The following is a 22667-nucleotide window of genomic DNA, read 5'->3' as shown; positions in this document are numbered from 1 at the left end:
TTAAGTTTCATTCCTTCAGCAGCATTGCCCGCTCAAGTTCAATGGGTATGATCTCAGCTTGTAACAGCACCCCTTATGAGACGGCGCAAAGGTACAAAAAAAATATAAATTACAAGTTTTTTAACAATTATTTTTTATAAAATTCACGATGGAATATTTCTCTTATGGTTATTGCTTTTTTTTATCCTTCGTCACATACTCGGCTGTGCCTGCCTGCCCACTTTCCTTCACTTATCCTTCGTCACATACTCGGCTGCGCCAGCTCGCCGACTTTCCTTCGCTTATCCTTGTGTGGCGCAATCTAACGACTAAAGATTAACCACTAAATTTTATTTTGTTTTTTCGTTTTTATTTCTTATCTTTGCGCCAAAGTTTGCTTTTCTTTCTTTAAATATCAACAAATTAACAAATATTCATTATGAAAAACATCATTTACACCCTTACTGATGAAGCCCCTTTCTTGGCTACGCACTCATTACTACCCATTATCAAGCGCTTTTGCAGCTCTTCAGGCGTGCATTTTGAGCTGAAAGACATCTCCTTAGCGGGGCGTATCCTTGCCGCTTTCCCCGATTTTCTCAATGAAACTCAGCGCACTACCGATGCCCTTGCCGAATTAGGAGCACTTGCTTTGCTGCCCGAAGCCAACATTATCAAATTGCCAAATATCAGTGCTTCTGTACCCCAAATGAAAGCTGCTATTGCCGAACTGCAAGCGCAAGGTTATGCGCTCCCCCCCTACCCCGAAACCCCTACCAACGATAGCGAAAAAGCGATCAAGGCGCGTTACGACAAGGTGAAGGGTAGTGCCGTAAACCCAGTGCTGCGCGAAGGAAATTCCGACCGCCGCGCCCCTAAAGCTGCCAAAAACTACGCCCGAAAACACCCCCATAGTATGGGAGCTTGGAGCCGCGACTCCAAAACTGCCGTAGCTACTATGCAAGCAGGCGACTTTTATCACAACGAAAAATCAGTAACCCTCACCCACCCCGATAAAGTACGTATTGTTTGGATAGGTAATAATGGCAAAACCGAAGTACTCAAAGACTTTTTCCCGCTACAAGCCGAAGAAATTATAGATGCTACCGTAATGAGCAAAAAAGCACTGTTGGCATTCTACAAAGAACAATTTGCCAAAGCCAAAGATAAAGGATTGCTCCTCTCATTGCACCTAAAAGCTACAATGATGAAAGTCTCCGACCCTATTCTCTTTGGCTATGCTGTCGAAACCTTCTTTGCTTCAGTATTTGAAAAACACGCACAACATTTTGCACAAGTAGGAGTTAATACCCGCAATGGTTTTTCAGATGTATTAGCCAAAATCACGGCTTTACCTGCTGAGGTACAACAAACTATCAAAAACGACATAGATACTGCCTTTAGCGAAGCTGCCAGCATCGCAATGGTAAATTCCGACAAAGGAATTACCAACCTGCACTTCCCCAACGATGTAATTGTAGATGCTTCAATGCCCGCAATGATACGCAATTCGGGCAAAATGTGGAATGCAGAAGGCAAAACTCAAGATACACTTGCCGTACTCCCCGACAGCAGCTATGCAGGTGTCTACCAAGTAGTAATTGATTTCTGTCGCGAAAACGGAGCTTTCAATCCCTCTACAATGGGCTCTGTACCCAATGTAGGACTAATGGCACAAAAAGCAGAGGAATACGGCTCACACGATAAAACTTTTGAAATTGCAGAAGACGGCACGGTGCAAGTGATTGGCGAAAATGGAACCGTTTATCTTTCACACCAAGTAGAAGCTGGCGATATATGGCGTATGTGCCAAGTGAAAGATGCCCCTGTACAAGATTGGGTAAAATTGGCGGTTACGCGTGCCAAAGCTACGCATACCCCTACCGTATTTTGGTTGGACGAGCACCGCAGCCACGATGCCGAACTGATAAAAAAGGTAAATAAATACCTGAAAAACCACGACACTGAAGGTTTAGACATACGTATACTGAGTCCTGAAGCTGCTACTTTGCTGTCGTTGCAACGCGCTAAAAATGGGGAAGATACTATTTCCGTTACAGGCAATGTATTGCGCGACTACCTCACCGACCTATTCCCTATCCTCGAACTTGGTACCAGTGCCAAAGTACTATCTATAGTGCCCCTTATGAATGGCGGCGGATTGTTCGAGACCGGTGCAGGTGGTTCAGCTCCTAAGTTGGTAGAACAATTGTTAAACGAAAATCACTTGCGTTGGGATTCATTGGGTGAGTTTCTTGCATTGGGGGCTTCGTTAGAACACTTTGCTAACACCAATAACAACCGCAAAGCATTGGTGCTATCACAAACCCTCGATGAGGCAACAGCTAAAGTGTTAGAAGAAAACAAATCACCACAATCGGCAGTAGGCACATTAGATAACAGAGGAAGTCATTTTTATTTGGCGCTATATTGGGCAGAAGCCTTAGCCGCACAAACCGATGATGTTACCCTTGCCAATGAGTTCAAGCCTATAGCTCAAGCACTGCGCCACAGCGAGCAAGTAATTGTAAATGAGCTAAACCAAGTGCAAGGCACCCCAGTCAATCTACAAGGCTACTATCACCCCAGCGAGGAAATCGTTTACAAGGCGATGCAACCAAGCGCTACCCTAAAAAATATCTTAGGATTATAAACAAAAAAAGAAGTAAAATACTCCCTTACCTTGCCAAAGTGCTATGAACTTTGGCAAGTTTTTTTTTATATTAAAATTAATTCGTACCTTTGCCTCCTCAAACTAATTAAATAATTTAAACACTATGTTGTATCAGTACATCAATTCAGTACATTCTCTATGTGCCTATATAGTATTAATAGTACTATTTTTATCAACCATCAATGCTTTAGCAGGCTTCTTTACCAAAAAAGAATTCACCGTGAAAGACTTACGCCTAAGCCTCTTTACACTCATTTTTTCGCATATACAATTATTGTTAGGTTTATTGCTTTATGCCGTAACACCTCGCCTAATGGCTTGGCAAATGGGAGCTAAAATAGTAATGAAAGACAGCCTTTTGCGACAGCTTTTAGTAGAACACCCCTTGATGAATATCATTGCTGTAACGCTTATCACCATAGGCTGGGTAAAACACAAAAAACAAACTACCAATCGTGGTAAGTTTGGTAAAATAGCTATCTTCTACACTATCGCCCTTGTTTGTTTACTATCTATGATTCCTTGGCGACTTTGGTGGAACTTCTAAAATTATGATTATCATCAAATACATCTTTTGGATACTCTGGAAGAGCTGGTTTTATATCCTAAATTTCATACTACTTATTGTCTTGCTACCCTTTCTGCTACTACTCACTGCCTACAAGCAGTGGTACAACGCTTTCTATTGGGTAGCACGGCACTTGTGGGCTACCCCAGTATTATATGGTATGGGGTTCTTTCCAAACATCAAGTATGGGCATAAGGTACAACACATAGGCAGCACAATGCTTGTTGCCAATCACTACAGTATGACCGATATTATGCTAATGTTCTACTGTAGCAAGCAGCCCTTTGTATTTGTAGGCAAAGCAGAGCTCGCTAAATTACCTATATTTGGTTATTTCTATAAAAAAGTAGCTATTTTAGTAGATAGAAGAAGTCCTCAAAGCCGAAAAGAAGTTTATATACAAGCCTTGCAGCGCATCAACGATGGGCAAAGTATCTGCATTTTCCCCGAAGGAGGCGTCCCAAAAGATGAAACTATCGTATTAGATAACTTCAAAGATGGAGCTTTCCGTATCGCTATAGAGTGTCAAATCCCCATTATCCCAATGGTATTTCACGATACCAAAAAACGTTTCCCTTTCCGATTTTTTGCAGGAAGCATAGGGCGTATGCGCGTAGATATACTCCCAGCCATCGCCACTCAAGGAAAAACATTTGATGATAAAGACACCCTCCGTGAAGAAGTGCGGTCTCTTATCCTACAGAAGCTTACCGCTGTAGCAAGCGTGCCACATATTTACCAATAACATCAAATTCTACATTCACAACACTACCTACCTTTAGCAAATGCAAGTTAGTATGTGCCAAAGTATAAGGAATTACCGCCACACCAAAACCATCCATAGCAGCATCCACTACAGTAAGGCTCACACCATTCACCGTGATAGAGCCTTTTTCTATCACTACATTCCCAGATGATGCATCATATTCAAAACTAAAACGAGTACTTCCTGCCTCTTCTTGTATCCGTACACAAGTAGCCGTTTGGTCTATATGTCCCTGCACAATATGCCCATCCAAGCGAGTATTTAATAACATACCGCGTTCCAAATTCACTGCGTCACCTACCTTCAAACTCCCTAAATGCGTCTTAGCAAGCGTCTCGGCAATCGCAGTTACTTTGTAAGTATCTCCTTCAATAGCCACTACCGTAAGGCATACCCCATTATGTGCCACACTTTGGTCTATTTTTAGTTCATTTGCAAACGAACTTCTTATATAAAGATGCAAATTAGCATTCTCACGTTCCAAACGCACCACTTCACCTATTTCTTCTACAATCCCTGTAAACATAATTCTATATATTAATTAAGCTCATTTGTCAATTCAGCAAATACTGTTTTAGCGCGCTTATTCTCATAAAGCACCTTATACACCGCATTTAATATAGGCGTTCTACTCGGTTTTTCCTGGTTTAAGTTGATGTTATACGCACTTTTTGTAGCGTAATACCCCTCTGCCACCATATTCATTTCAGCCATAGTACTTTTCACCGTATAGCCTTTACCTATCATAGTACCAAAAGTACGATTCCTACTGAAAAGAGAGTAAGCCGTAACCAGCAAATCGCCCAAATAAGCCGAATGGTTGATATTGCGCTTTATTTTATAAATATGCTTAATATAACGCTCCATCTCGCGAATAGCATTACTCATCAGTACACTCTGGAAGTTATCACCATACCCCAAACCGTGAGCAATCCCAGCCGCTAAAGCATAAATATTCTTCAGCATAGCACCATATTCTATTCCAATCACATCATCCGATATCTTTGTTTTCACAAAAGGGCGTGTCATTGCATCAGCTACAAAGCGCGCCTTTTCTTCATCAGTACAAGCAATTGTAAGGTATGACAAGCGTTCTAATGCTACCTCTTCGGCGTGGCACGGTCCTGCTACTACCCCTATTTGGTTATCAGGAACGCAATGTACCTTCTGTAAGTATTCGCCCACTATCATACCACTTTTTGGTTCAATACCCTTAATAGCCGAAAATATATTCTTATCAGAAAGCGGTAATGTTAATTTCTCAAGCTCATCACTCAAAAAAGCCGATGGAATACAAAGAATGATATAATCACTAAAAGCCACCGCTTCGTCCAAACTACTAGTAAGGTGTAGCTTCGCAACATTCAAATGCACATCACTCAAGTAGTTAGGATTGTGTTTTGTAGCCCTAATATGTTCTATGGCCTGCTCATTACGCATATACCAACACACTTTATCAATGTTGGCAGTGAGGATTTTTACTAGGGCTGTTGCCCAGCTCCCCCCCCCTATTACTGATATTCTTGTTTCCAAACCTATTCTTAATTTATAAATTTTGATTTTCTTATTTTTATTACGGCTTATTCTGCAAATGTATCAATGCAAACACCGCATAATTCACAATATCCTGATAGTTAGCCACTATCCCCTCACTCACCAAAGTCTTACCATTGTTATCCTCTATTTGTTTGATACGCAACAGCTTTTGTAGTATAAGGTCAGTAAGAGAACTCACGCGCATATCGCGCCACGCCTCACCATAATCGTGATTTTTTGCCTCCATCAGGTTGCGAGTAGTAGTTACTTTTTGGTTGTAAAGCAAAACAGCCTCTTCAGTATCCAAATCAGGTTGGGGTGCTACCCCTTTTTCTATCTGAATAAGTGCCATTAGGGCATAATTAATAATCCCAATAAATTCAGGTTCTTCACCCTCATCTATTTTATGCACAGCATTTTCTTGTAGTCCTCGTATGCGTTGTGCTTTTATAAAAATCTGGTCAGTAAGGGAAGGCAATCGCAATATGCGCCACGCACAGCCGTAGTCTTTCATCTTATTGATAAACAAATTCCTACACTGCTCTATCACCCCGTTATATTGTTCTATTGTTTTATCCATTTCTACCATTATCAGGGTACAAATATACAAAACATTTTTTAATTCCTGAGCATATTACTCTGTTAAAATTTCCACTTACACATAAAGTGTATAATACATTGAAAAACATTATTATATACGATACTTTTCATAATTTATAAAATCAAAAAAGGGATAGATTTTTATCCAAAAACCTACCCCTTTTTTGTCGTTTAACTTTTTAAATTTATGCCTCTACAGCTATTACAGATACGTAAGATTTGTTATTTTTCTTTTTTTCAAATTTTACGATACCATCCACTTTAGCATGTAGCGTATGGTCTTTACCTATATATACGTTTTCGCCAGCATTGTGTTGTGTACCACGTTGGCGCACGATAATATTACCTGCAATTGCAGCCTGACCACCAAATATCTTCACTCCTAATCGTTTTGAGTGAGACTCTCTACCGTTCTTTGAACTACCGACACCTTTTTTGTGAGCCATTTTCTTACATTTTTAAGTTTAACAATTATTTTACAACCACGTTTTCAATTACTACTTGTGTAAGATACTGACGGTGTCCGTTCTTCACTTTGTAACCTTTACGTCTTTTCTTTTTGAAAACAAGTACCTTGTCTCCTTTTAAGTGTTTTAAAACTTTTGCTTCTACTGAAGCTCCGCTTATAGCTGGGGCGCCTACTGTGATTGCTCCGTTGTTATCTACAAGAAGTACGCGGTCAAACGTTACTTTTTCACCTTCTTCGTTTGGCAAACGGTGTACAAACAACTTTTGGTCTTTACTTACTTTAAATTGTTGCCCTGCTATCTCTACAATTGCATACATAGCTTTACTGTTTTAAATTAATTGTTTAAATTGGCTGCAAAGGTACTAATTATTTTTTAATTAACAAGTATCTTTTACAAAAAAAGTATTTTTTTTAATAACTATGCTCATCTATCGTTACTTTGCCCCAGAATACTTTGTAAGCAAAATAAGTGTACAACAGCAATAACGGCGCGCCTATAGCCACTATCGTTAGCATTATTTCCAATGATTTAGGGCTTGCTGCAGCGTTATATATAGTAATACTATTACCACCCTCTAAAGTAGTGCGCAAAAATGCAGGATCGTGCAATTGCAAGGCTACAAGCACCATAAAGAAAGCTATGGTGAGTATACTCCCCACAAAGCCCCATTTGTAGTTCTTTTGCTTAATGAATACTGGTATAGCCACAATACTCAATAGCAAGAAAATAGGCATAACTTTCAGCCCTGTACTATTGGTAATATTTTCTATCAAATGAGGAGTTAAGAACGTATATACTGCCACAGCTACAAATAGCACCAAAAAAAGTAAATAAGCCACATTGATACGTTTTGCAATACGCTCTTGCATAGCCCCGTGTGTTTTTATCATCAAGAACAAGCCTCCGTGTACTACAAATAGCATTACCGTCATCAAGCCTACCAATAGTGGATAAGGCGTAAGGAAAGTGAAAAGTGCCCCTCCTTGATATTCAAAATCGGCATCTAAAGGGAGCCCTTGTAGCAAGTTGCCTATTACCACCCCTAAGAGCAAAGGTAAGACGATACTGCACACGCTATACACCATATCCCAAGTGTTACGCCACGTTTGGTTATCCTCTTTACCGCGAAACTCAATAGACACTGCACGGAAAATGATAAAAGCTAAGAAAAGCATAAAAGGAGTATTCATAGCTGAGAACAGCGAAGCGTACATTAAGGGGAAGCCAGCAAAGATAGAAGCCCCACCAATTACCAGCCACGCCTCGTTACCATCCCATACAGGACCTATAGCATTCAGCGCTACACGGCGTTCCTCTTTTTTATCAAAAAACAAGTGCCACGCCCCCGCTCCAAAGTCGAAGCCGTCTAAGATAGCATAGCCTGTAATCAAAAAACCTATCACGATAAACCACCACGTAGGGTAGTCAATTCCTAAAAATGTTTCCATATAAACTAATTGTTATGCTGTTTGTAATTGAGGTTGATTTTCGCCCTCGTGCTCATCTATTCCGTGCACGATTTTCTTATTAAGCAAGTAGATAAATAGGGCAAAAAGTATCGTATAAATTACGGAGAATAAAATAATAGCGAAGAGTATTTGGTTAGCGGTAACTGCTTTAGAGAGTGCATCGCTAGTGCGCAAGAGTTTATACACTATCCAAGGCTGTCTACCCATTTCGGCAGCAAACCAGCCCACTTGGTTTCCTATCTGTGGTAAAAGTACCGACCACACAAATACGTGCAGTAGCCAACGTTTTTCGTACAATTTACCACGCCATAGCAAGAAAGATGCATAAAGTGTGAGCAAAATGAGAAAGCCACCTATAGCCACCATCATATGATAGAATTGAAATACAGCATTCACCTGCCCTGGGCGGTCATCCATAGCGTATTGGTCAAGACCTGTAACAGGTGTTTCGAAGTCGTTATGAAGCATAAACGACAATCCACCAGGTATTTTCAGCCCGTGAGTCACCTCACTTTGTTTATCTACCCAACCAAAGAGGTACAAGTCGGCAGCTTCGGTTTTGAAGTGTCCTTCCATAGCTGCCAATTTTTCGGGTTGATTTTTAGCTACTCCATCGGCAGAGCTGTGTCCTGAAAGTAATTGTAGCAAGCAAAAAGCAGTACCAATAAGCAGCGTAGTGCTGAATGCTTTTTTAGAGATAGCCACGTGTCGTCCTTTTAGCAGATACCAAGCGTGCACACTAAGTACTAAGAAGATACCTGCAAGGAAAGCTCCTTGCCACACGTGCCATATACGATCTATACTTGAGGGGTTGAAGACCATCGCCCAAAAGTCGGTAATTACAGCTTTGGCTTGCATACCTTCACCAGCTACCACGTAGCCTGCAGGGGTTTGTTGCCAGCTATTGGCAATGACAATCCAGATAGCCGAACACATAGAGCCCAAGAAAACACCTACAGTAGCCAAAAAGTGCCACACAGGTTTTACCTTGTTCCAGCCAAAAAGTACAATACCCAAGCAGGTACTTTCTAGCGCAAAAGCAAATACTCCTTCAGCAGCCAATGCACTACCAAAAATATCGCCTACATAGCGCGAATAAGTAGCCCAGTTGGTACCAAATTCAAATTCCATTACAATACCCGTAGCCACGCCTATACCAAAGGTAAGTGAGAATATACGCGTCCAGAAGCGGGCAAGCGTATCGTACTCTTTTTTGCCTGTAAAAAGGTAAATACCTTTAAAAACAGACATTAATAGTCCTAAACCGATGCTTAGCGGTGGATAAATGTAATGGAACGCAATCGTCAGTGCGAACTGAATTCTTGCTAAAATTTCTGTTTCCATACGAATGAGTGATTTAGTTATTATTTTTTTACACGACAAAGATACAACATAATGCTAATATAAAAAAGCAAAAGTTAAAAAATCGTTAATTTTATAAAGATTCTAAATTATAGTTGGTAATTAGTCCTACATTACAACCAACCGTTAAAAATCAAATTTTTCTTCGTCTTCTATTTGGTTATCAGCTTTTTCTTTGCTACAGTCTATCTGTATTTGTATGTTTTGGGGTGCTGGGAATGGAGATTTAGAAACTGCTAAATCTTTATCGGCATAACATTTTTTCATATAATATCCCCAAGTGGGCAACGCCATTGTAGCTCCTTGCCCATAGGCTGTTGTGCGGAAGTGAATAGTGCGATCTTCACCGCCTACCCATACTCCTGTAACCAAATTGGGCACCATTGCTATAAACCAACCATCGCTGTTGTTTTGGGTAGTACCTGTTTTGCCTGCTATAGGGTTTGTAAATTGGTACGGATAGCCTGTCATTACATTTTTATATACAGCGTTGTAGGTATCAGCTCCTTTTGAGCGCAATCGTGCGCCTGAGCCATAACGGGTTACCCCTTCCATTAAATTTACTACAGCGCGAGCTACTTCGGCATTTACTACATCGTGGGTTTCGGGAGTGTTTTCAAATAGTACGGTACCGTTTTTATCTTCTATACGGGTTACCAATACGGGTTTTACATACACGCCTTCATTAGCAAACGTACCATAAGCGGCAACCATTTCAAAGACGGTAGCATCAGCGGTTCCTAAGGCAATGGAGGGCAGTTCGGGAAGCTCACTAGTGATGCCTAATTTCTTCACTAAATTGATGACAGGTATAGGTCCTACCTTATCCATCAAATTTACTGTAATAGAGTTGATAGAGTTTGCCAAAGCTGCCTTTAGTGTCATCAGTTTGCCAGTAAATGTACCCGTAGAGTTTCGGGGGCACCAAGGCTGAACATTGTCGTATTTGCCTGCTTCTATACAAGTCTGTATATCAGGCAATTCCATACAAGGCGAGTAATGCAGCTGGTCTATGGCTGTAGCATACACAAAAGGCTTGAAGCTAGAACCTGTTTGGCGTGCGCCTTGTATTACTTGGTCATACTGGAAGTGCTTGTAGTTGATACCTCCTACCCAAGCTTTTATATGCCCTGTTTGAGGCTCCATAGACATCATTCCTGTACGCAAAAACGACTTGTAGTACAATATAGAATCGCGAGGAGACATTATAGTATCGCGCTCTCCGCGCCAGCTAAACACACGCATTTCTATTTTTTTATCAAACGATGCTCGTATTTCGGCTTCGGAATAGCCTAAATACTTCATATGCGTCCAGCGGTTGGAGTTTTTCATCGCTTTTTCTATCAGGTTTTTATACTCCTCTTTGGTTACTTTCACAAAAGGATAGGTACTATTCTTTTTGCGGTTATTTTCGGCATCAAAAGCGCGTTGCAGATCTCGCATATGCATTTTTACAGCTGTTTCGGCATAAGTTTGCATTTTTGAATCTATGGTAGTATATACTTTCAAGCCGTCTAAGTACAAATTATGCTTTGTACCATCTGCTTTAGGGTTTTGGGCTATCCAGTTTTTCATATACGAGCGCAGATACTCACGGAAATAAGTAGCAATCCCATCGTTGTGACTTTCGGGGGTAAATTTAATCTTTAGTGGCAGTTGTTGCAGTGAGTCTTTTTGCTCTTGGGTAATGTAGTTGTTTTTTAGCATTTGTGCAAGCACCACATTACGCCTATTGATTACGCCTTGAGGGTTGCGAATAGGGTTGTAAAGTGCCGAGTTTTTAAACATACCTACGAGCATTGCCCCTTCTTCTATTTTGAGTTGCTTAGGGTCTTTGTCAAAGTATATTTTGGCAGCCGAGCGAATCCCATCGGCGTTGTTGTTGAAGTCGTAAATATTGAAGTACATTGCCAAAATTTCCTCTTTGGTGTACTGTTTTTCAAGCCTTGTAGCGATAACCCATTCTTTTATTTTTTGGGTGTAACGCTCTATGCCACGTGTTTTTTCTTTATGAAAAAGTTGTTTGGCAAGCTGTTGTGAGATAGTAGAAGCGCCTCCTTTTTTACCCAAATAAGCCATTGCGCGAATTGTACCGCGCAAATCGATACCCGAATGTTCGTAAAAACGTTCGTCTTCGGTAGCGATAAGAGCATCTACTAAGTGTTTTGGTAAATCTTTAAACTTGATAGGAGTACGGTTTTCATCTAAATAAAACTTTCCTAACGATTTGCCATCGGCGGTAACAATTTCGGTAGCCAAATTTGTTTCGGGGTTTTCTAAGTGTTGAAAATCGGGCATATCGCCTAACAATCCCCACGAAGCTGACAAGAATAGTAATATAATGCTTACTACTCCTGCTGCAAACAACCCCCAGAACCATTTTACAATGGGGCTGAAGGTCTGTTTTTCTGTTTTTTTATTTGCCGTTTTATTCATTGTATATTTGTGTTGCTATTTTGCTTTTTCAATTCTCACGCCCACTTCGGTAATGCCTTGTAAGGTTATAATGCCTTCATTATCGCCTATTTTTCGCATTGCTTGTTCTATTTTCAGTACATACTTGCCTTTTGCAGGGAATTGGTAATTTTCTTTGTACCACAACTTGCTTTCTTTCACTGCCGAAAAGCCTTCGCCCAGCCATTTGCCTTCGGGGGTAGCCATTTCGTATTCTAAGGTGTCAACCACCATCGTATCGCTATTGGGCAGTTCCAATTTGGTAATTAAAAACAAGTTGCTAAAAGGATAGCGCTCATCATTGCGCAACATTACAAATAGGTTACGCTTGGCAAGAGTATCATTTTCGTCAAACTGAAACACTATGGGCTTGTGAGCATCCCAGCCATTGGGCAATGATACGTATTGGCTGTATTCTACTTTACTGTTGCAAGCTGTTAGCAATATTATAGATAACAAACTTATTAGCGTTCTCATTCTTGTTTATCGTTATTAGATGATTTAGTTTTATTTACCTTATTAGCAAAAGGGTCGAGGTTGCGGCGCACATTTGGATTTTGTTGTCGCTTAGTGTTGGTTATTTTTTGTTTTTGTTGTAATTTTTTACTATTGGTATTTGCCTCTGGAGCTGGATTTTTCTTAGGAGGCTGATTAGTATTTATAGGGGGTTGTGTGGGTTGCTCTATAGGCAACTTCAATTCTTTATTTGCTTTTAATACCTCTTCGCCTGTACGTTTCAGTTCGGCAGCTTTATTTAGTTTTTTATTGTTTTTATTGTTGTTTTCACCTTTATTCTCGGCTTTTTGCTCATATTTAGGCTCTGTATTTGTATTTTTCACCTCTTTAGCCTGCATTTCTTTAGGTTGTGCCTCTTTATTTGATTTTTTTCGTTTGTTTTTGCGGCGTTTAGGGGTATCGAAACGGGTAATACTGTCTTCTTCAATAGGCAAAAGTTCCATATCGCTATTGGCACTACTACGATGTGAAGGCAAATCGCTTACTATGGCGTATTCTTCTAGCTCTTCTATACGTTCGTTGTTCTTGTTGAGGGCAATAATTTCTTTCACGCTATCTACTGATAGTTTATACCAAGTCATTGGGTTTTCGTCATAGGTAAACCACATTAGGCGTTTAAAGATATCTACCTTTTGGCAAGAAGCAGTACCGCGTTCGGTATGTATTTTAGTGTCTGTTCTAGGGAAGTCTTGCAAGGCATCTAAGTAGGTGTCGAGCTCAAAGTTCAAGCAGCATTTTAGTTTGCCGCATTGTCCTGCTAACTTTTGAGGGTTCAGCGAGAGTTGTTGGTATCGGGCAGCTGAAGTAGAAACACTTCTAAAATCGGTAAGCCACGTAGCGCAACAGAGTTCTCTTCCGCAAGAGCCGACACCTCCTAAGCGGGCTGCTTCTTGCCTGAATCCTATTTGTCGCATTTCAATACGTACTGAAAAAGCTTTTGCCATATCTTTTATCAGTTGCCTAAAGTCTACACGACCTTCGGCGGTATAATAAAAGGTAGCTTTAGAGCCATCTCCTTGGAACTCAACATCAGAGATTTTCATTTCTAATCCTAAAGCGATAGCCAACTCACGAGAGCGTTTTTGTACTTCTACTTCTTTGGCACGGGACTCTTGCCACACGTCTATATCGTGCTGGTTGGCTTTACGATAGACAATGGGCAGGTCGGCATTTTCCCAAGCGATGCGGCGTTTTTTCATTTGCAGCCTTACCAATTCCCCTGTAAGGCTTACTACCCCCACATCGTGCCCCGAAGGTGCTGCTGTAGCTACTACATCGCCTATTTGTAGTGGTAATTTATTGGTATTGCGAAAATATTCTTTTCGGCTATTTTTAAAACGAACCTCCACACAATCAAAATACTCCTGACCGCCAGGTAATTGGGTATTGGAAAGCCAATCGAATACTGAGAGTTTTACACTCCCAAAGCTATGAATACCATTATTGGTACAATCTGAATAAGGATTATTGGGGTTATTATTATAGGTGCAATTATTGCAACTCATTGTAAAATGGATAAATTAATTAATTATAAAATTAAGGTAATAGCGCTATAAGTGCGCTGTATGAATGTGCAAAGATAGTATATTTTTTTGAATGAGCAATATATTTGTTACATACTCGGTTGCGCCAGCTCGGTGCGAGCCGTACAAGCTTTTATCCTTCGCTCAACCTTCGCTCAACCTTCGCTCATCCTTCGCTTATCCTTCGTCACATACTCGGCTGCGCCAGCTCGCCGACTTTCCTTCGGTGAAGCTTCGGCGACGAGAGGGAGGAGTAATTCTGAATTTTGAATTGATGGGACTATTGGGAGTGAAGCAAAAAAAGAGGTTGTCCGAAAAGTTTTGTTTTGTGAGGGCGATTTGCCAATCGCCTCTACAATATGAATAAAAATGATTGATTATCAGAGCAATTAACTTTGGCAAACTTTGAAAGTTTGCCAAAGTGTGTGGCATTGGGAGTGAGGCAAAAAAACTTTGTCAAACTCTGAAAGTTTGACAAAGTGTGTGGCGCATTTGTTTATTTCATTTTTTTTCATAAATTTGCCTTGAAATAACTAACAGATAATAACTAAACATTTTATGATAAAATTACATATCACCAATGAAACCAACAAGTTACGAGCAGTCATTTTAGGTACTGCTCAAAGCAATGGCGCAACTCCCAAGTTGGAGGACGCCTACGACCCTAAGTCGGCAGAGCATATCAAAGCGGGTACTTACCCTATAGAAGCTGATATGGTAAGCGAAATGGAGGCTTTTGATGCGGTACTCAAAAAACATAACGTAACGGTATATCGCCCAGAAATTATCAATGATTGTAACCAAATATTTAGTCGCGATATTGGCTTTGTGATTGAAGATACATTCATCAGGGCAAATATATTGCCTAACCGACGGGAAGAACTGCAAGCGATAGAGTACATTATCAATCAAATTTCGCCTGAAAAAGTAATCACTCCGCCTAAGGAAGTGCATATTGAGGGAGGTGATGTAATGCCTTATAACAACTATATTTTTATAGGTACGTACAAAGGCGAGGATTACTCGCAACAAATTACTGCCCGTACTAATATGGCGGGGGTAGCTTTTATTAAACAACTGTTTCCTAACAAGATAGTAAAGGAATTTGACCTTGTAAAATCGGATAGTGAGGCTCGTGATAATGCCTTGCACTTAGATTGTTGCTTTCAGCCTGTGGGCACCAATAAGGGTATTATTTATAAAGAAGGGTTTCGCAATCCTGCTGATTACGAGTATTTGGCAACTCTTTTTGGGACTGAAAACTTGTTTCATATCACACGTGATGAAATGTACCAAATGTGCAGTAATGTATTTTCTATCTCGCCTGAAGTAGTAGTATCTGAGGCGCACTTTACGCGCCTAAATGAGTGGTTACAAGCACAAGGTTTTACAGTGGAAAAAGTGCCTTATGCAGAAATTGCGAAACAAGAAGGCTTGCTGCGCTGCTCTACCCTTCCTTTGATAAGGGACTGATAGCAAAGGTAGTGGGACAAAAGCTTTGTGAAGGATTATTCTATTTAGATTAGGTATATATTTTTATTTTTTCTCTAAAAGTTTGTTGTGAATATCTGTTATTTACAATGAACTTTTTAACTTTGCAGCTTGAATTGAATAACAATCAAAAAAACGTTATGACTCCCCATACAAATACCAAAAACAAGAATTTTTATTGCATAGGGCTCAGCTACCTGAAGGCTGATGCTACCATACGCGGTATCTTCAGTATATCCGCCGAAAATAAAGAATTATTGCTACAAAGGGCTAAAGAGCTGCAGTTTGAAGAGTTATTGCTTATCTCTACTTGCAACCGCACTGAGCTGTATGGCTATGCTGAGAATCCTTTTCAGCTGATACAATTGTTGTGTAGTTATTCTAACGGTACTATTGACGAGTTCCAAAAAGTGGGTTATGTGTATAAAAGCAAAGAGGCATTACAACATCTTTTTGAGGTAGGCACAGGGCTCAACAGCCAGATATTGGGTGATTTTGAAATTATAGGGCAGATGAAACAAGCCTTTGCTCTTTCTCGTGAAAAGGGGTTGGCTAATGCTTTCCTTGAGCGACTGATGAACAGCGTTATCAATGCGAGCAAACGCATTAAAAACGAAACGGTGCTATCATCAGGAGCTGCCTCAGTGTCTTTTACGGCAGTGCAGTATATTATGCAACACATCCCCGATGTTTCTAACAAAAATATTCTACTTTTTGGAATAGGCGAAATAGGGCGCAATACCTGCGAAAACCTGATTAAGCACACCCAAAACGACCATATAACCCTCATCAACCGTACTAAGCAAAAGGCGGAAGAGGTAGCAGGAAAATTCAACGTAATTGTAAAAGATTTTGAAATGCTCACTGCCGAGCTTGCTCATACTGATGTGCTTATTGTAGCTACAGGGGCAGCAACTCCTACTATACACCCAGAACACATAGGCAGTAATCCTTTGCTTATTCTTGATTTATCTATCCCTAAAAACGTATCTGAAGCAGTAAAAGCACTGCCTAACGTTACGGTTATTCATATGGACGAGCTTTCAAAACGAAAAGACGAAGCCTTAGAACGCCGCAAAGAGGCTATCCCAGAGGCATTGCAAATTATTAAAGAAGTAAAAGAGGAGTTTTTACAATGGTTGGACAATAGGAAGTTTGCTCCTACTATCAAAGCACTTAAAACGAAGTTGGAACACTTAAAAGATAATGAATTAGATTTTCAACGAAAAAAGTTGGCTAACTTCAACGAAGAGCAAGCGGAACAAATAGCCAACCGCATTATACAAAAGATAACGACACAGTTTGTAAATCACCTAAAAGATACCAATTCGCTAGACGAGAGTATCAGTTGGTTACAAGAGGTTTTTCAGCTGGAAGTAGCGAGCTAAAAAGCTGGAATTGTTATATAAAAGGCTGTTCAGGAAAGTTTTTGTTTAGACTTTTTTGGACAGCCTTTGTAGTAAAACTTTGTGATTTACAAAAAATGATGTATCTTTGCCAAGTGAAACCGTATTATGATTATGAAAAAAATTATAAAAGGATATCACGGAACTGATATAGATAGTTGTATTGAGATATTAAAATCAAATTATAAAATCTCAAAAGGAGGTGCATTATGAAACTCTCAGATGTAAAAGAGCAAATAGATATTTTTTTTAATAAAGTAGACCCTGATGAGCTCTACGAAAACGAGTTTATCGCTAATCACTTAGATACTTAGATAAATAATTAAACTTGTTAAATTTATATCTCAAATCACTGCGTTTGGAATGATAATTGCTACTTACATTATCTAAACAGTAAAAACACTAACGATGAAAAAAATACTTTTAATAGCTACGCTTATTATTGCGACTATAGCTAATGCCCAACAAGCTGATAAAGCTAAAAACTTATTAGATGAGGTGAATAGCAAAATGTCGGCTTACAACAATATTTATATAGACTTTAAATACAACTTGGATAATATGGCTGAGAATATTAACCAAGAGACTAAAGGCAATGTAACTATTGCTAAAGATAAGTATTTGCTGAACTATTTGGGAGCTACGAAAATGTATGACGGTAGCAAGACTTATACTATAGTACCTGAAAACGAAGAGGTTACGATAGAAAAAAACGCTAACGAAGAGACTGCTATTACCCCTTCACGTATGCTTACTTTTTACAAAAAAGGCTACAAATACAAATGGGATATTCAGCAAAATATACGTGGGCGAAAAATTCAATATGTGGAACTTAAGCCTCAAAAACAATCTTCGGAAGTGAAACAAATTCTTTTAGGGATTGATATTCAGACAAAACATATCTATAACCTGATAGAAATAGGCAAAAACGGTACTAAAACTACAATTACTATCAATACTTTTAAGACAAATCAGCCATTATCGGACAATATTTTTAAATTTGACCGTGAAAAATACAAAAAAGACGGCTATACTATATTGGAACTATAATGACAATTGTATTTTTTAGATGAAAATTTTAGACCGATACGTACTCACACAGTTTCTTACCAACTTTTTAGGAGCACTTTCTATATTAGTGCTCATTTTTGTATTTCATACTATATTCACTTATATAGATGAATTGGCTGGTCGTGGTCTTGAACTGTGGATTATTGGTAAATTTTTAATCTATTTTATTCCGCAGCTTATTCCTATCATTATGCCACTTGCGGTGGTAATCGCTTCGGTAATGACGTTTGGCTCGTTTGCAGAGAGTTACGAATTTGCCGCAATGAAAGCATCGGGTATCTCATTATTGCGTGTGATGCGACCATTAGTGGTGCTAATGGCATTGTTGTCATTGGGTACTTTCTTTTTGGCAAACAATGTAATACCTGTAGCTTATCGCGAGGTGTATACCCTTAGAGGCAATATTGCTAAAGTGAAGCCTGCAATGGCTATCAGTGAGGGGGTATTTTCTAACATAGGTGAGGATATCAGTATAAAAGTAGACAAAAAGCACGGTGATAACGACCAATTTTTGGAAAATGTACTGATTCACAAAAAAACTCCCGACCGTGTGAATCGCATTGTTATTAAGGCAAAAGAGGGGGAGCTGAGGAGTACCAAACGGAATAATTTCTTACAACTGATTCTTAAAGATGGGTCTTATTACGAGGATGTAAAAACAAATACTTACGAATCACAAGAGCGATTGCCTTTTGCTAAGGTACATTTTCAGCAATATGTGATTAATTTAGACCTTTCACACCTTAATAACGTTGATTTCAACGAAAAAACAGATGCTACTACGTACCGAATGATGAATGTGAAGCAGCTAAATTACGCTATTGACTCACTTCGCACGGATTTTAAACAGAGTATTACTGATTATGGTGTGAATATGTTTAAAAGGACAGGCTTTCACGCTCAATTACCTGAACAAAAAGCGGATAATTTGCCTAAAAAAACAACAAAAGGAGTAAGTTTGCAGGAGGTATTTGCTAAATTTCCTGATAATAACAAGATTACGCTCTTGGAAATGGCAGCAAATACTAATCAATCACAAGTAGACAATGTAGAATACAGACAAAGTGAGGTGGAATATCACTACAAACTGATGAATTTACACATATTAAATTTCAGTGATAAATTTGCGCTCACGGTGGCTTGTTTTGTACTCTTTTTTGTGGCAGCTCCTCTGGGGGCTTTTATCAGAAAGGGGGGGATTGGCTTGCCTTTAGTAGTAGCAATGGTGTTGTTCTTGGCTTATTACTTTATAGGATTGTTTGTAAAAAACGTAGCTGAGAACAATACAATTAACCCTGCCTTAGCCCCTTGGATTCCTGCACTGATTCTCTTGCCTTTTGGGGTGTATCTCACGGCTCGTGTGGCTACTGATAAAGAGGTATTTCACTTTCCGCTATCGCACAAAATAATGCGATGGATAGAGGACAAAATCAAGAATTTAAAACAACGCAGGAAACACAAATTGCATAAAATAAACCGACTTAAACGTATGAAACGATTTACTAAACACAACCGATTGTTAAAATGAAACACTTTATTGCCATATTAGTATACTTATACGCTGCTTTTGCCTATGGGCAAACTACCTTACGTGGCAAGGTAGTAGATGACCACAACAAGCCTATAATGGGGGTGAATGTTTTCTTGCAAGGTACTATTGAGGGGGCAAGTACGGACGAAAATGGTAATTTTCAGTTTGTTAGCCACCAAAAAGGCAGTGCAACATTAGTGTGTAAGCATTTGGCGATGAATGATGCGAGCAAACTTATTACCTTGCAAGACGATATGCCTGCCCTGCACATTACAATGACTGAAAAAGAGGCTGCACTGGACGAGGTAATCCTCACGGGGCGGGAAAGCAGCTTGGGCATAACGGATAAAAAACGGGCTATAATCCTCAACACAATGGATATAGATACCACACCAGGAGCCGATGGGGATATAGTGAGTACGCTGAGTGTGCTGCCAGGGGCACAGCAAGTGGGCGAAAGCGGACTGCTATTTGTGCGGGGGGGTAGCGGCGAAGAAACTAAAGTGCTTATTGATGGGCTGGAGGTGCTTAATCCGTTCTATTCGGGTGTACCTGATGTAGCGCAACGCAATAGGTTTTCTCCTCATATTTTCAAAGGTATTATCTTCAATACGGGGGGGTATTCTCCGCAGTACGGCAATGCACTTTCTTCGGTGCTTTCATTAGAAACTAACGACCACCCTAATAAACCTTCTACCGTAATTGCAATATTACCCTATGGCATACAAGGAGGATACGATTTTTTGAGTAAGAAAGAAACTCGCTCAGGAGGTTTTGATGTGGGATATTTCAACTTCAAACCCTATCACAAGTTAGTAAAACAACACGTAGAATGGCTAAAACCTGCTGAAAGTCTTATACTTACAGGTACTTTTAGGCAAAACACCTCAAAAGGGATGCTGAAGTGGTATGGTTATTGCAATACTATGGATCAGGCTATCAATCAGCCACAAGTGGAATTGCGAGGGGAAAAACATCCTTACGAATCTAAAAACGTAAATGCAGTATCTATACTCACTTATACACAAGAGCTGAACACACATTGGGAACTTTATACGGGCTATGGGTTTAACTATAACCGTGATAAAATTACTGACTGGAATAATTATGAACACAAATATGCTACCCAACATCAATTTAGAGCGGTAGCTGCAGGAACACCTATTGACAATTGGCATACTGAAGTGGGAACAGAGCTGTTTGCCTATAACGGCAATTATGGCAATGATTACACAACGGCTTTATGGGCAAATGCATCACTGCCTTTGCAACGCAAGCTATACCTGCAAGCAGGGATACGCACAGAGTATAGCAACCAGCTACACCAAGCGGATGTGTTGCCGCGTATGGCACTAAATTATCGTACGGGAAAACTGCACCAGCTGAGTGTTTCGGCAGGGCTATACAGCCAAAAACCTACTGAGAGCTTTTTGCCTATTTACCGAGACTTAGCTTTTGCTAAATCGGCACACTATATAGCTAATTATCAATATACTTATGATAGGCGCATCTTTAGAGTAGAGGCTTATTACAAAGATTACCAGCGACTGCTATCGTATGCCAATGGGCATCTGCCTACGGCAAGCGGTAGGGGTTATGCTAAAGGTATAGATATATTTTGGCGTGACTCTAAAACGCTAAAAGGCTTTGACTATTGGCTATCATATAGCTTTTTGGATACCCAACGGCAATTTTTACACTATCCTATAATGGCACAGCCTTCTTTTGCAATGCCGCATACGGCACACATAGTAGCCAAGTATTTTTTTGAACAACTTGGGCTGTTTGTAGGAGGGTCGTACTCGGTGAGTAGTGGAAGAGCTTATGAGAATCCTAACAACAGCTCATTTTTATCGGATAGGACTCCTGTATATTACAATCTGAATGCTAATATTGCTTTATTACGCAAGGGGAAACATACGTTTAATACGATAGTTTTCTCGGTAAATAACATTACGGGTTATGAGCCTATTTTTAGCTACCGTTACTCAAACGATGGTAGTTACAGATTGCCTATAACACTACCTTATAAGCGGTCGTTCTTGGTGGGGTGGTTTATCAGTATAGGGAAGGATAGAAGTAGCGAAATTATAGACCAATTGCCTTAAAATGTTAAAGTTAATGTTAAAAATACAATTTTTTCACACTGTATAGGGAAATTATACTATCTTTGCGCCTGAATATTACTCACAGCAATAAACTTTAATAATTGTTTCTCTATAAAACACGAACAGCACTATGAATAAGAGGTATATATTCTTGATACTTGTGTTTATATTAAGTACTTTTTTATATTTTGTGAATGCACAAAGCAATTTGAGCAAAGAGCGACAATTAGCTCTGAAAAAGGCAGAACTTAATATTAAAGGACTTTATAACGAACTGAATGCTGCGCAGTACGACCTTAGCTTTACTGCCTTCCGCTATGCCTATATAGGGTATCAAACTCTTAAAAAACAGCATAGGCTGAATGAAAAAGAACTCTTCTCTATTATTGATTTTACAAAAGACTGCAATAGCAAACGTTTTTACACAATAGATTTACAAAAAATGAAGATAGTGTTTTACACTTATGTGGCTCACGGCAAAAAGAGTGGCGAGCGAGTGCCTAATTCATTTTCGGATGTAATAGAATCTAACAAGAGTAGTATTGGTTTTTATATCACAGGAAGTACTTATAATGGCAGTAATGGCTATAGCCTAATGCTTCATGGTGATGAAAAGGGCTATAACAGCAATTTGGCTAAACGCTCGGTAGTTATTCACGCTGCAGATTATGCCAATGAAGATTATATAGCACGCAATGGACGTATGGGAAGGAGCTTGGGCTGCCCTGCATTGCCTGAGAATATCAACACTGAGGTAATCAATACTATTAAAGAAAAAACAATGATTTTTGCTTACTACAACGATCCTAAATATTTGAAAACATCTAAATACCTGAATGCTTTAAAACTTATAGAAGAGGCTGAAAGCGAATCGGTATTTTAAAATCTCATATTTAAATCTTTATTTTTTTACTACTTACTATTTTTTATAGAAAAAGGCTGCCTAAAATGTATTGTATGTACTGCTGTCAGCCTTTTTCTATAATCATTTTTAAAAGCTTATCTTTCTGAAAATCAAATAGTTTTGGGTATATTATAGCGGTGATTTGCCAATAGCACTTACTATTGGAATAGGCAAAACTACCAACTATAAAAATAAATTTGCTGCATTCAAAAAAATGTATTATCTTTGCACCCGTAAAT

At 39.4% G+C, this 22667-nt stretch carries 19 protein-coding genes and 1 pseudogene; 10 read left to right on the top strand and 10 right to left on the bottom strand.

The annotated features are described in order from the left end of the window. Positions 1 to 148: 148 nt before the first annotated feature. From J4N46_RS06555 to J4N46_RS06540, 4 genes are all read left to right on the top strand, one after another. On the top strand, positions 149 to 319 hold the full coding sequence (locus J4N46_RS06555; RefSeq protein ID WP_208058633.1) for a hypothetical protein: 171 nt from the start codon (positions 149 to 151) through the stop codon (positions 317 to 319). Positions 320 to 418: 99 nt separating this feature from the next. Beyond that, positions 419 to 2632, top strand: a complete 2214-nt coding sequence (locus tag J4N46_RS06550) for an NADP-dependent isocitrate dehydrogenase (protein WP_208058632.1) — start codon at positions 419 to 421, stop codon at positions 2630 to 2632. 124 nt (positions 2633 to 2756) lie between these two features. Next, positions 2757 to 3200: a hypothetical protein gene (locus J4N46_RS06545; protein ID WP_208058631.1), complete on the top strand. Its 444-nt coding sequence runs from the start codon at positions 2757 to 2759 to the stop codon at positions 3198 to 3200. Between the two features lie 4 nt (positions 3201 to 3204). Further along, positions 3205 to 3966, top strand: a complete 762-nt coding sequence (locus J4N46_RS06540) for a lysophospholipid acyltransferase family protein (RefSeq protein ID WP_208058630.1) — start codon at positions 3205 to 3207, stop codon at positions 3964 to 3966. On the opposite strand, the gene J4N46_RS06535 is transcribed toward J4N46_RS06540, so the two are convergent. From J4N46_RS06535 to J4N46_RS06490, 10 genes and pseudogenes are all read right to left on the bottom strand, one after another. After that, positions 3929 to 4513, bottom strand: a complete 585-nt coding sequence (locus J4N46_RS06535) for a riboflavin synthase (protein WP_208058629.1) — start codon at positions 4511 to 4513, stop codon at positions 3929 to 3931. The two genes, J4N46_RS06540 and J4N46_RS06535, sit on opposite strands and share 38 nt — an antisense overlap. A gap of 11 nt (positions 4514 to 4524) precedes the next feature. Continuing rightward, positions 4525 to 5520, bottom strand: coding sequence for an NAD(P)H-dependent glycerol-3-phosphate dehydrogenase (locus tag J4N46_RS06530; RefSeq protein ID WP_208058628.1), 996 nt, complete (start codon positions 5518 to 5520; stop codon positions 4525 to 4527). A gap of 40 nt (positions 5521 to 5560) precedes the next feature. Then, positions 5561 to 6103: a DUF1599 domain-containing protein gene (locus J4N46_RS06525; RefSeq protein ID WP_034557574.1), complete on the bottom strand. Its 543-nt coding sequence runs from the start codon at positions 6101 to 6103 to the stop codon at positions 5561 to 5563. 205 nt (positions 6104 to 6308) lie between these two features. Next, complete coding sequence (gene rpmA, locus J4N46_RS06520; protein ID WP_208058627.1) at positions 6309 to 6569, bottom strand: 50S ribosomal protein L27; 261 nt, start codon at positions 6567 to 6569, stop codon at positions 6309 to 6311. A 34-nt stretch (positions 6570 to 6603) separates the two neighbouring features. Then, positions 6604 to 6909 (bottom strand): annotated as a pseudogene (gene rplU, locus J4N46_RS06515) (50S ribosomal protein L21); the annotation flags it as partial. Positions 6910 to 7003: 94 nt separating this feature from the next. Beyond that, positions 7004 to 8041 (bottom strand): cytochrome d ubiquinol oxidase subunit II, encoded by a 1038-nt coding sequence (cydB, locus tag J4N46_RS06510; protein WP_208058626.1) that lies wholly within the window; start codon positions 8039 to 8041, stop codon positions 7004 to 7006. A 12-nt stretch (positions 8042 to 8053) separates the two neighbouring features. Then, complete coding sequence (locus J4N46_RS06505) at positions 8054 to 9406, bottom strand: cytochrome ubiquinol oxidase subunit I (protein ID WP_208058625.1); 1353 nt, start codon at positions 9404 to 9406, stop codon at positions 8054 to 8056. Positions 9407 to 9550: 144 nt separating this feature from the next. Beyond that, the gene (locus J4N46_RS06500) at positions 9551 to 11860 is read right to left on the bottom strand and encodes a penicillin-binding protein 1A (protein ID WP_208058624.1); all 2310 of its coding nucleotides are present in this window, start codon (positions 11858 to 11860) and stop codon (positions 9551 to 9553) included. Positions 11861 to 11875: 15 nt separating this feature from the next. Further along, positions 11876 to 12355, bottom strand: a complete 480-nt coding sequence (locus J4N46_RS06495) for a gliding motility lipoprotein GldH (protein WP_208058623.1) — start codon at positions 12353 to 12355, stop codon at positions 11876 to 11878. Next, complete coding sequence (locus J4N46_RS06490; protein ID WP_208058622.1) at positions 12352 to 13899, bottom strand: PSP1 domain-containing protein; 1548 nt, start codon at positions 13897 to 13899, stop codon at positions 12352 to 12354. The genes J4N46_RS06495 and J4N46_RS06490 overlap by 4 nt, the downstream gene beginning before the upstream one ends. 576 nt (positions 13900 to 14475) lie before the next feature. Here J4N46_RS06490 and J4N46_RS06485 point away from each other — a divergent pair. From J4N46_RS06485 to J4N46_RS06460, 6 genes are all read left to right on the top strand, one after another. Next, complete coding sequence (locus J4N46_RS06485; protein ID WP_208058621.1) at positions 14476 to 15390, top strand: dimethylarginine dimethylaminohydrolase family protein; 915 nt, start codon at positions 14476 to 14478, stop codon at positions 15388 to 15390. A 158-nt stretch (positions 15391 to 15548) separates the two neighbouring features. Next, complete coding sequence (gene hemA / locus J4N46_RS06480) at positions 15549 to 16796, top strand: glutamyl-tRNA reductase (RefSeq protein ID WP_208058620.1); 1248 nt, start codon at positions 15549 to 15551, stop codon at positions 16794 to 16796. Between the two features lie 426 nt (positions 16797 to 17222). Next, a complete protein-coding gene (locus J4N46_RS06475) occupies positions 17223 to 17864 on the top strand; it encodes a LolA family protein (protein WP_208058619.1) in 642 nt (213 codons plus the stop codon). 19 nt (positions 17865 to 17883) lie between these two features. Then, positions 17884 to 19413: an LptF/LptG family permease gene (locus tag J4N46_RS06470; protein WP_208058618.1), complete on the top strand. Its 1530-nt coding sequence runs from the start codon at positions 17884 to 17886 to the stop codon at positions 19411 to 19413. Continuing rightward, entirely contained in the window at positions 19410 to 21524 is a 2115-nt protein-coding gene (locus J4N46_RS06465) for a TonB-dependent receptor (RefSeq protein WP_208058617.1), read from the top strand. Before J4N46_RS06470 ends, J4N46_RS06465 begins: the two co-directional genes overlap by 4 nt. Before the next feature lie 130 nt (positions 21525 to 21654). After that, entirely contained in the window at positions 21655 to 22407 is a 753-nt protein-coding gene (locus tag J4N46_RS06460; protein WP_208058616.1) for a murein L,D-transpeptidase catalytic domain family protein, read from the top strand. Positions 22408 to 22667 lie beyond the last annotated feature (260 nt).

This window comes from Capnocytophaga bilenii (assembly GCF_017565765.1).
GTDB lineage: Bacteria > Bacteroidota > Bacteroidia > Flavobacteriales > Flavobacteriaceae > Capnocytophaga > Capnocytophaga bilenii.
This window is presented reverse-complemented; position numbering and strand designations above follow the sequence as displayed.

Bases quoted from the DNA above. Each gene is read 5' to 3' on its own strand.
- J4N46_RS06550 (WP_208058632.1), top strand. From the start codon at position 419: ATGAAAAACATCATTTACACCCTTACTGATGAAGCCCCTTTCTTGGCT.
- J4N46_RS06545 (WP_208058631.1), top strand. From the start codon at position 2,757: ATGTTGTATCAGTACATCAATTCAGTACATTCTCTATGTGCCTATATA.
- J4N46_RS06470 (WP_208058618.1), top strand. From the start codon at position 17,884: ATGAAAATTTTAGACCGATACGTACTCACACAGTTTCTTACCAACTTT.
- J4N46_RS06505 (WP_208058625.1), bottom strand. From the start codon at position 9,406: ATGGAAACAGAAATTTTAGCAAGAATTCAGTTCGCACTGACGATTGCG.
- J4N46_RS06475 (WP_208058619.1), top strand. From the start codon at position 17,223: ATGAAAAAAATACTTTTAATAGCTACGCTTATTATTGCGACTATAGCT.
- J4N46_RS06500 (WP_208058624.1), bottom strand. From the start codon at position 11,860: ATGAATAAAACGGCAAATAAAAAAACAGAAAAACAGACCTTCAGCCCC.
- J4N46_RS06485 (WP_208058621.1), top strand. From the start codon at position 14,476: ATGATAAAATTACATATCACCAATGAAACCAACAAGTTACGAGCAGTC.
- J4N46_RS06495 (WP_208058623.1), bottom strand. From the start codon at position 12,355: ATGAGAACGCTAATAAGTTTGTTATCTATAATATTGCTAACAGCTTGC.
- cydB (WP_208058626.1), bottom strand. From the start codon at position 8,041: ATGGAAACATTTTTAGGAATTGACTACCCTACGTGGTGGTTTATCGTG.
- J4N46_RS06460 (WP_208058616.1), top strand. From the start codon at position 21,655: ATGAATAAGAGGTATATATTCTTGATACTTGTGTTTATATTAAGTACT.
- J4N46_RS06465 (WP_208058617.1), top strand. From the start codon at position 19,410: ATGAAACACTTTATTGCCATATTAGTATACTTATACGCTGCTTTTGCC.
- J4N46_RS06490 (WP_208058622.1), bottom strand. From the start codon at position 13,899: ATGAGTTGCAATAATTGCACCTATAATAATAACCCCAATAATCCTTAT.
- J4N46_RS06555 (WP_208058633.1), top strand. From the start codon at position 149: ATGGAATATTTCTCTTATGGTTATTGCTTTTTTTTATCCTTCGTCACA.
- rpmA (WP_208058627.1), bottom strand. From the start codon at position 6,569: ATGGCTCACAAAAAAGGTGTCGGTAGTTCAAAGAACGGTAGAGAGTCT.
- J4N46_RS06525 (WP_034557574.1), bottom strand. From the start codon at position 6,103: ATGGATAAAACAATAGAACAATATAACGGGGTGATAGAGCAGTGTAGG.
- J4N46_RS06535 (WP_208058629.1), bottom strand. From the start codon at position 4,513: ATGTTTACAGGGATTGTAGAAGAAATAGGTGAAGTGGTGCGTTTGGAA.
- hemA (WP_208058620.1), top strand. From the start codon at position 15,549: ATGACTCCCCATACAAATACCAAAAACAAGAATTTTTATTGCATAGGG.
- J4N46_RS06540 (WP_208058630.1), top strand. From the start codon at position 3,205: ATGATTATCATCAAATACATCTTTTGGATACTCTGGAAGAGCTGGTTT.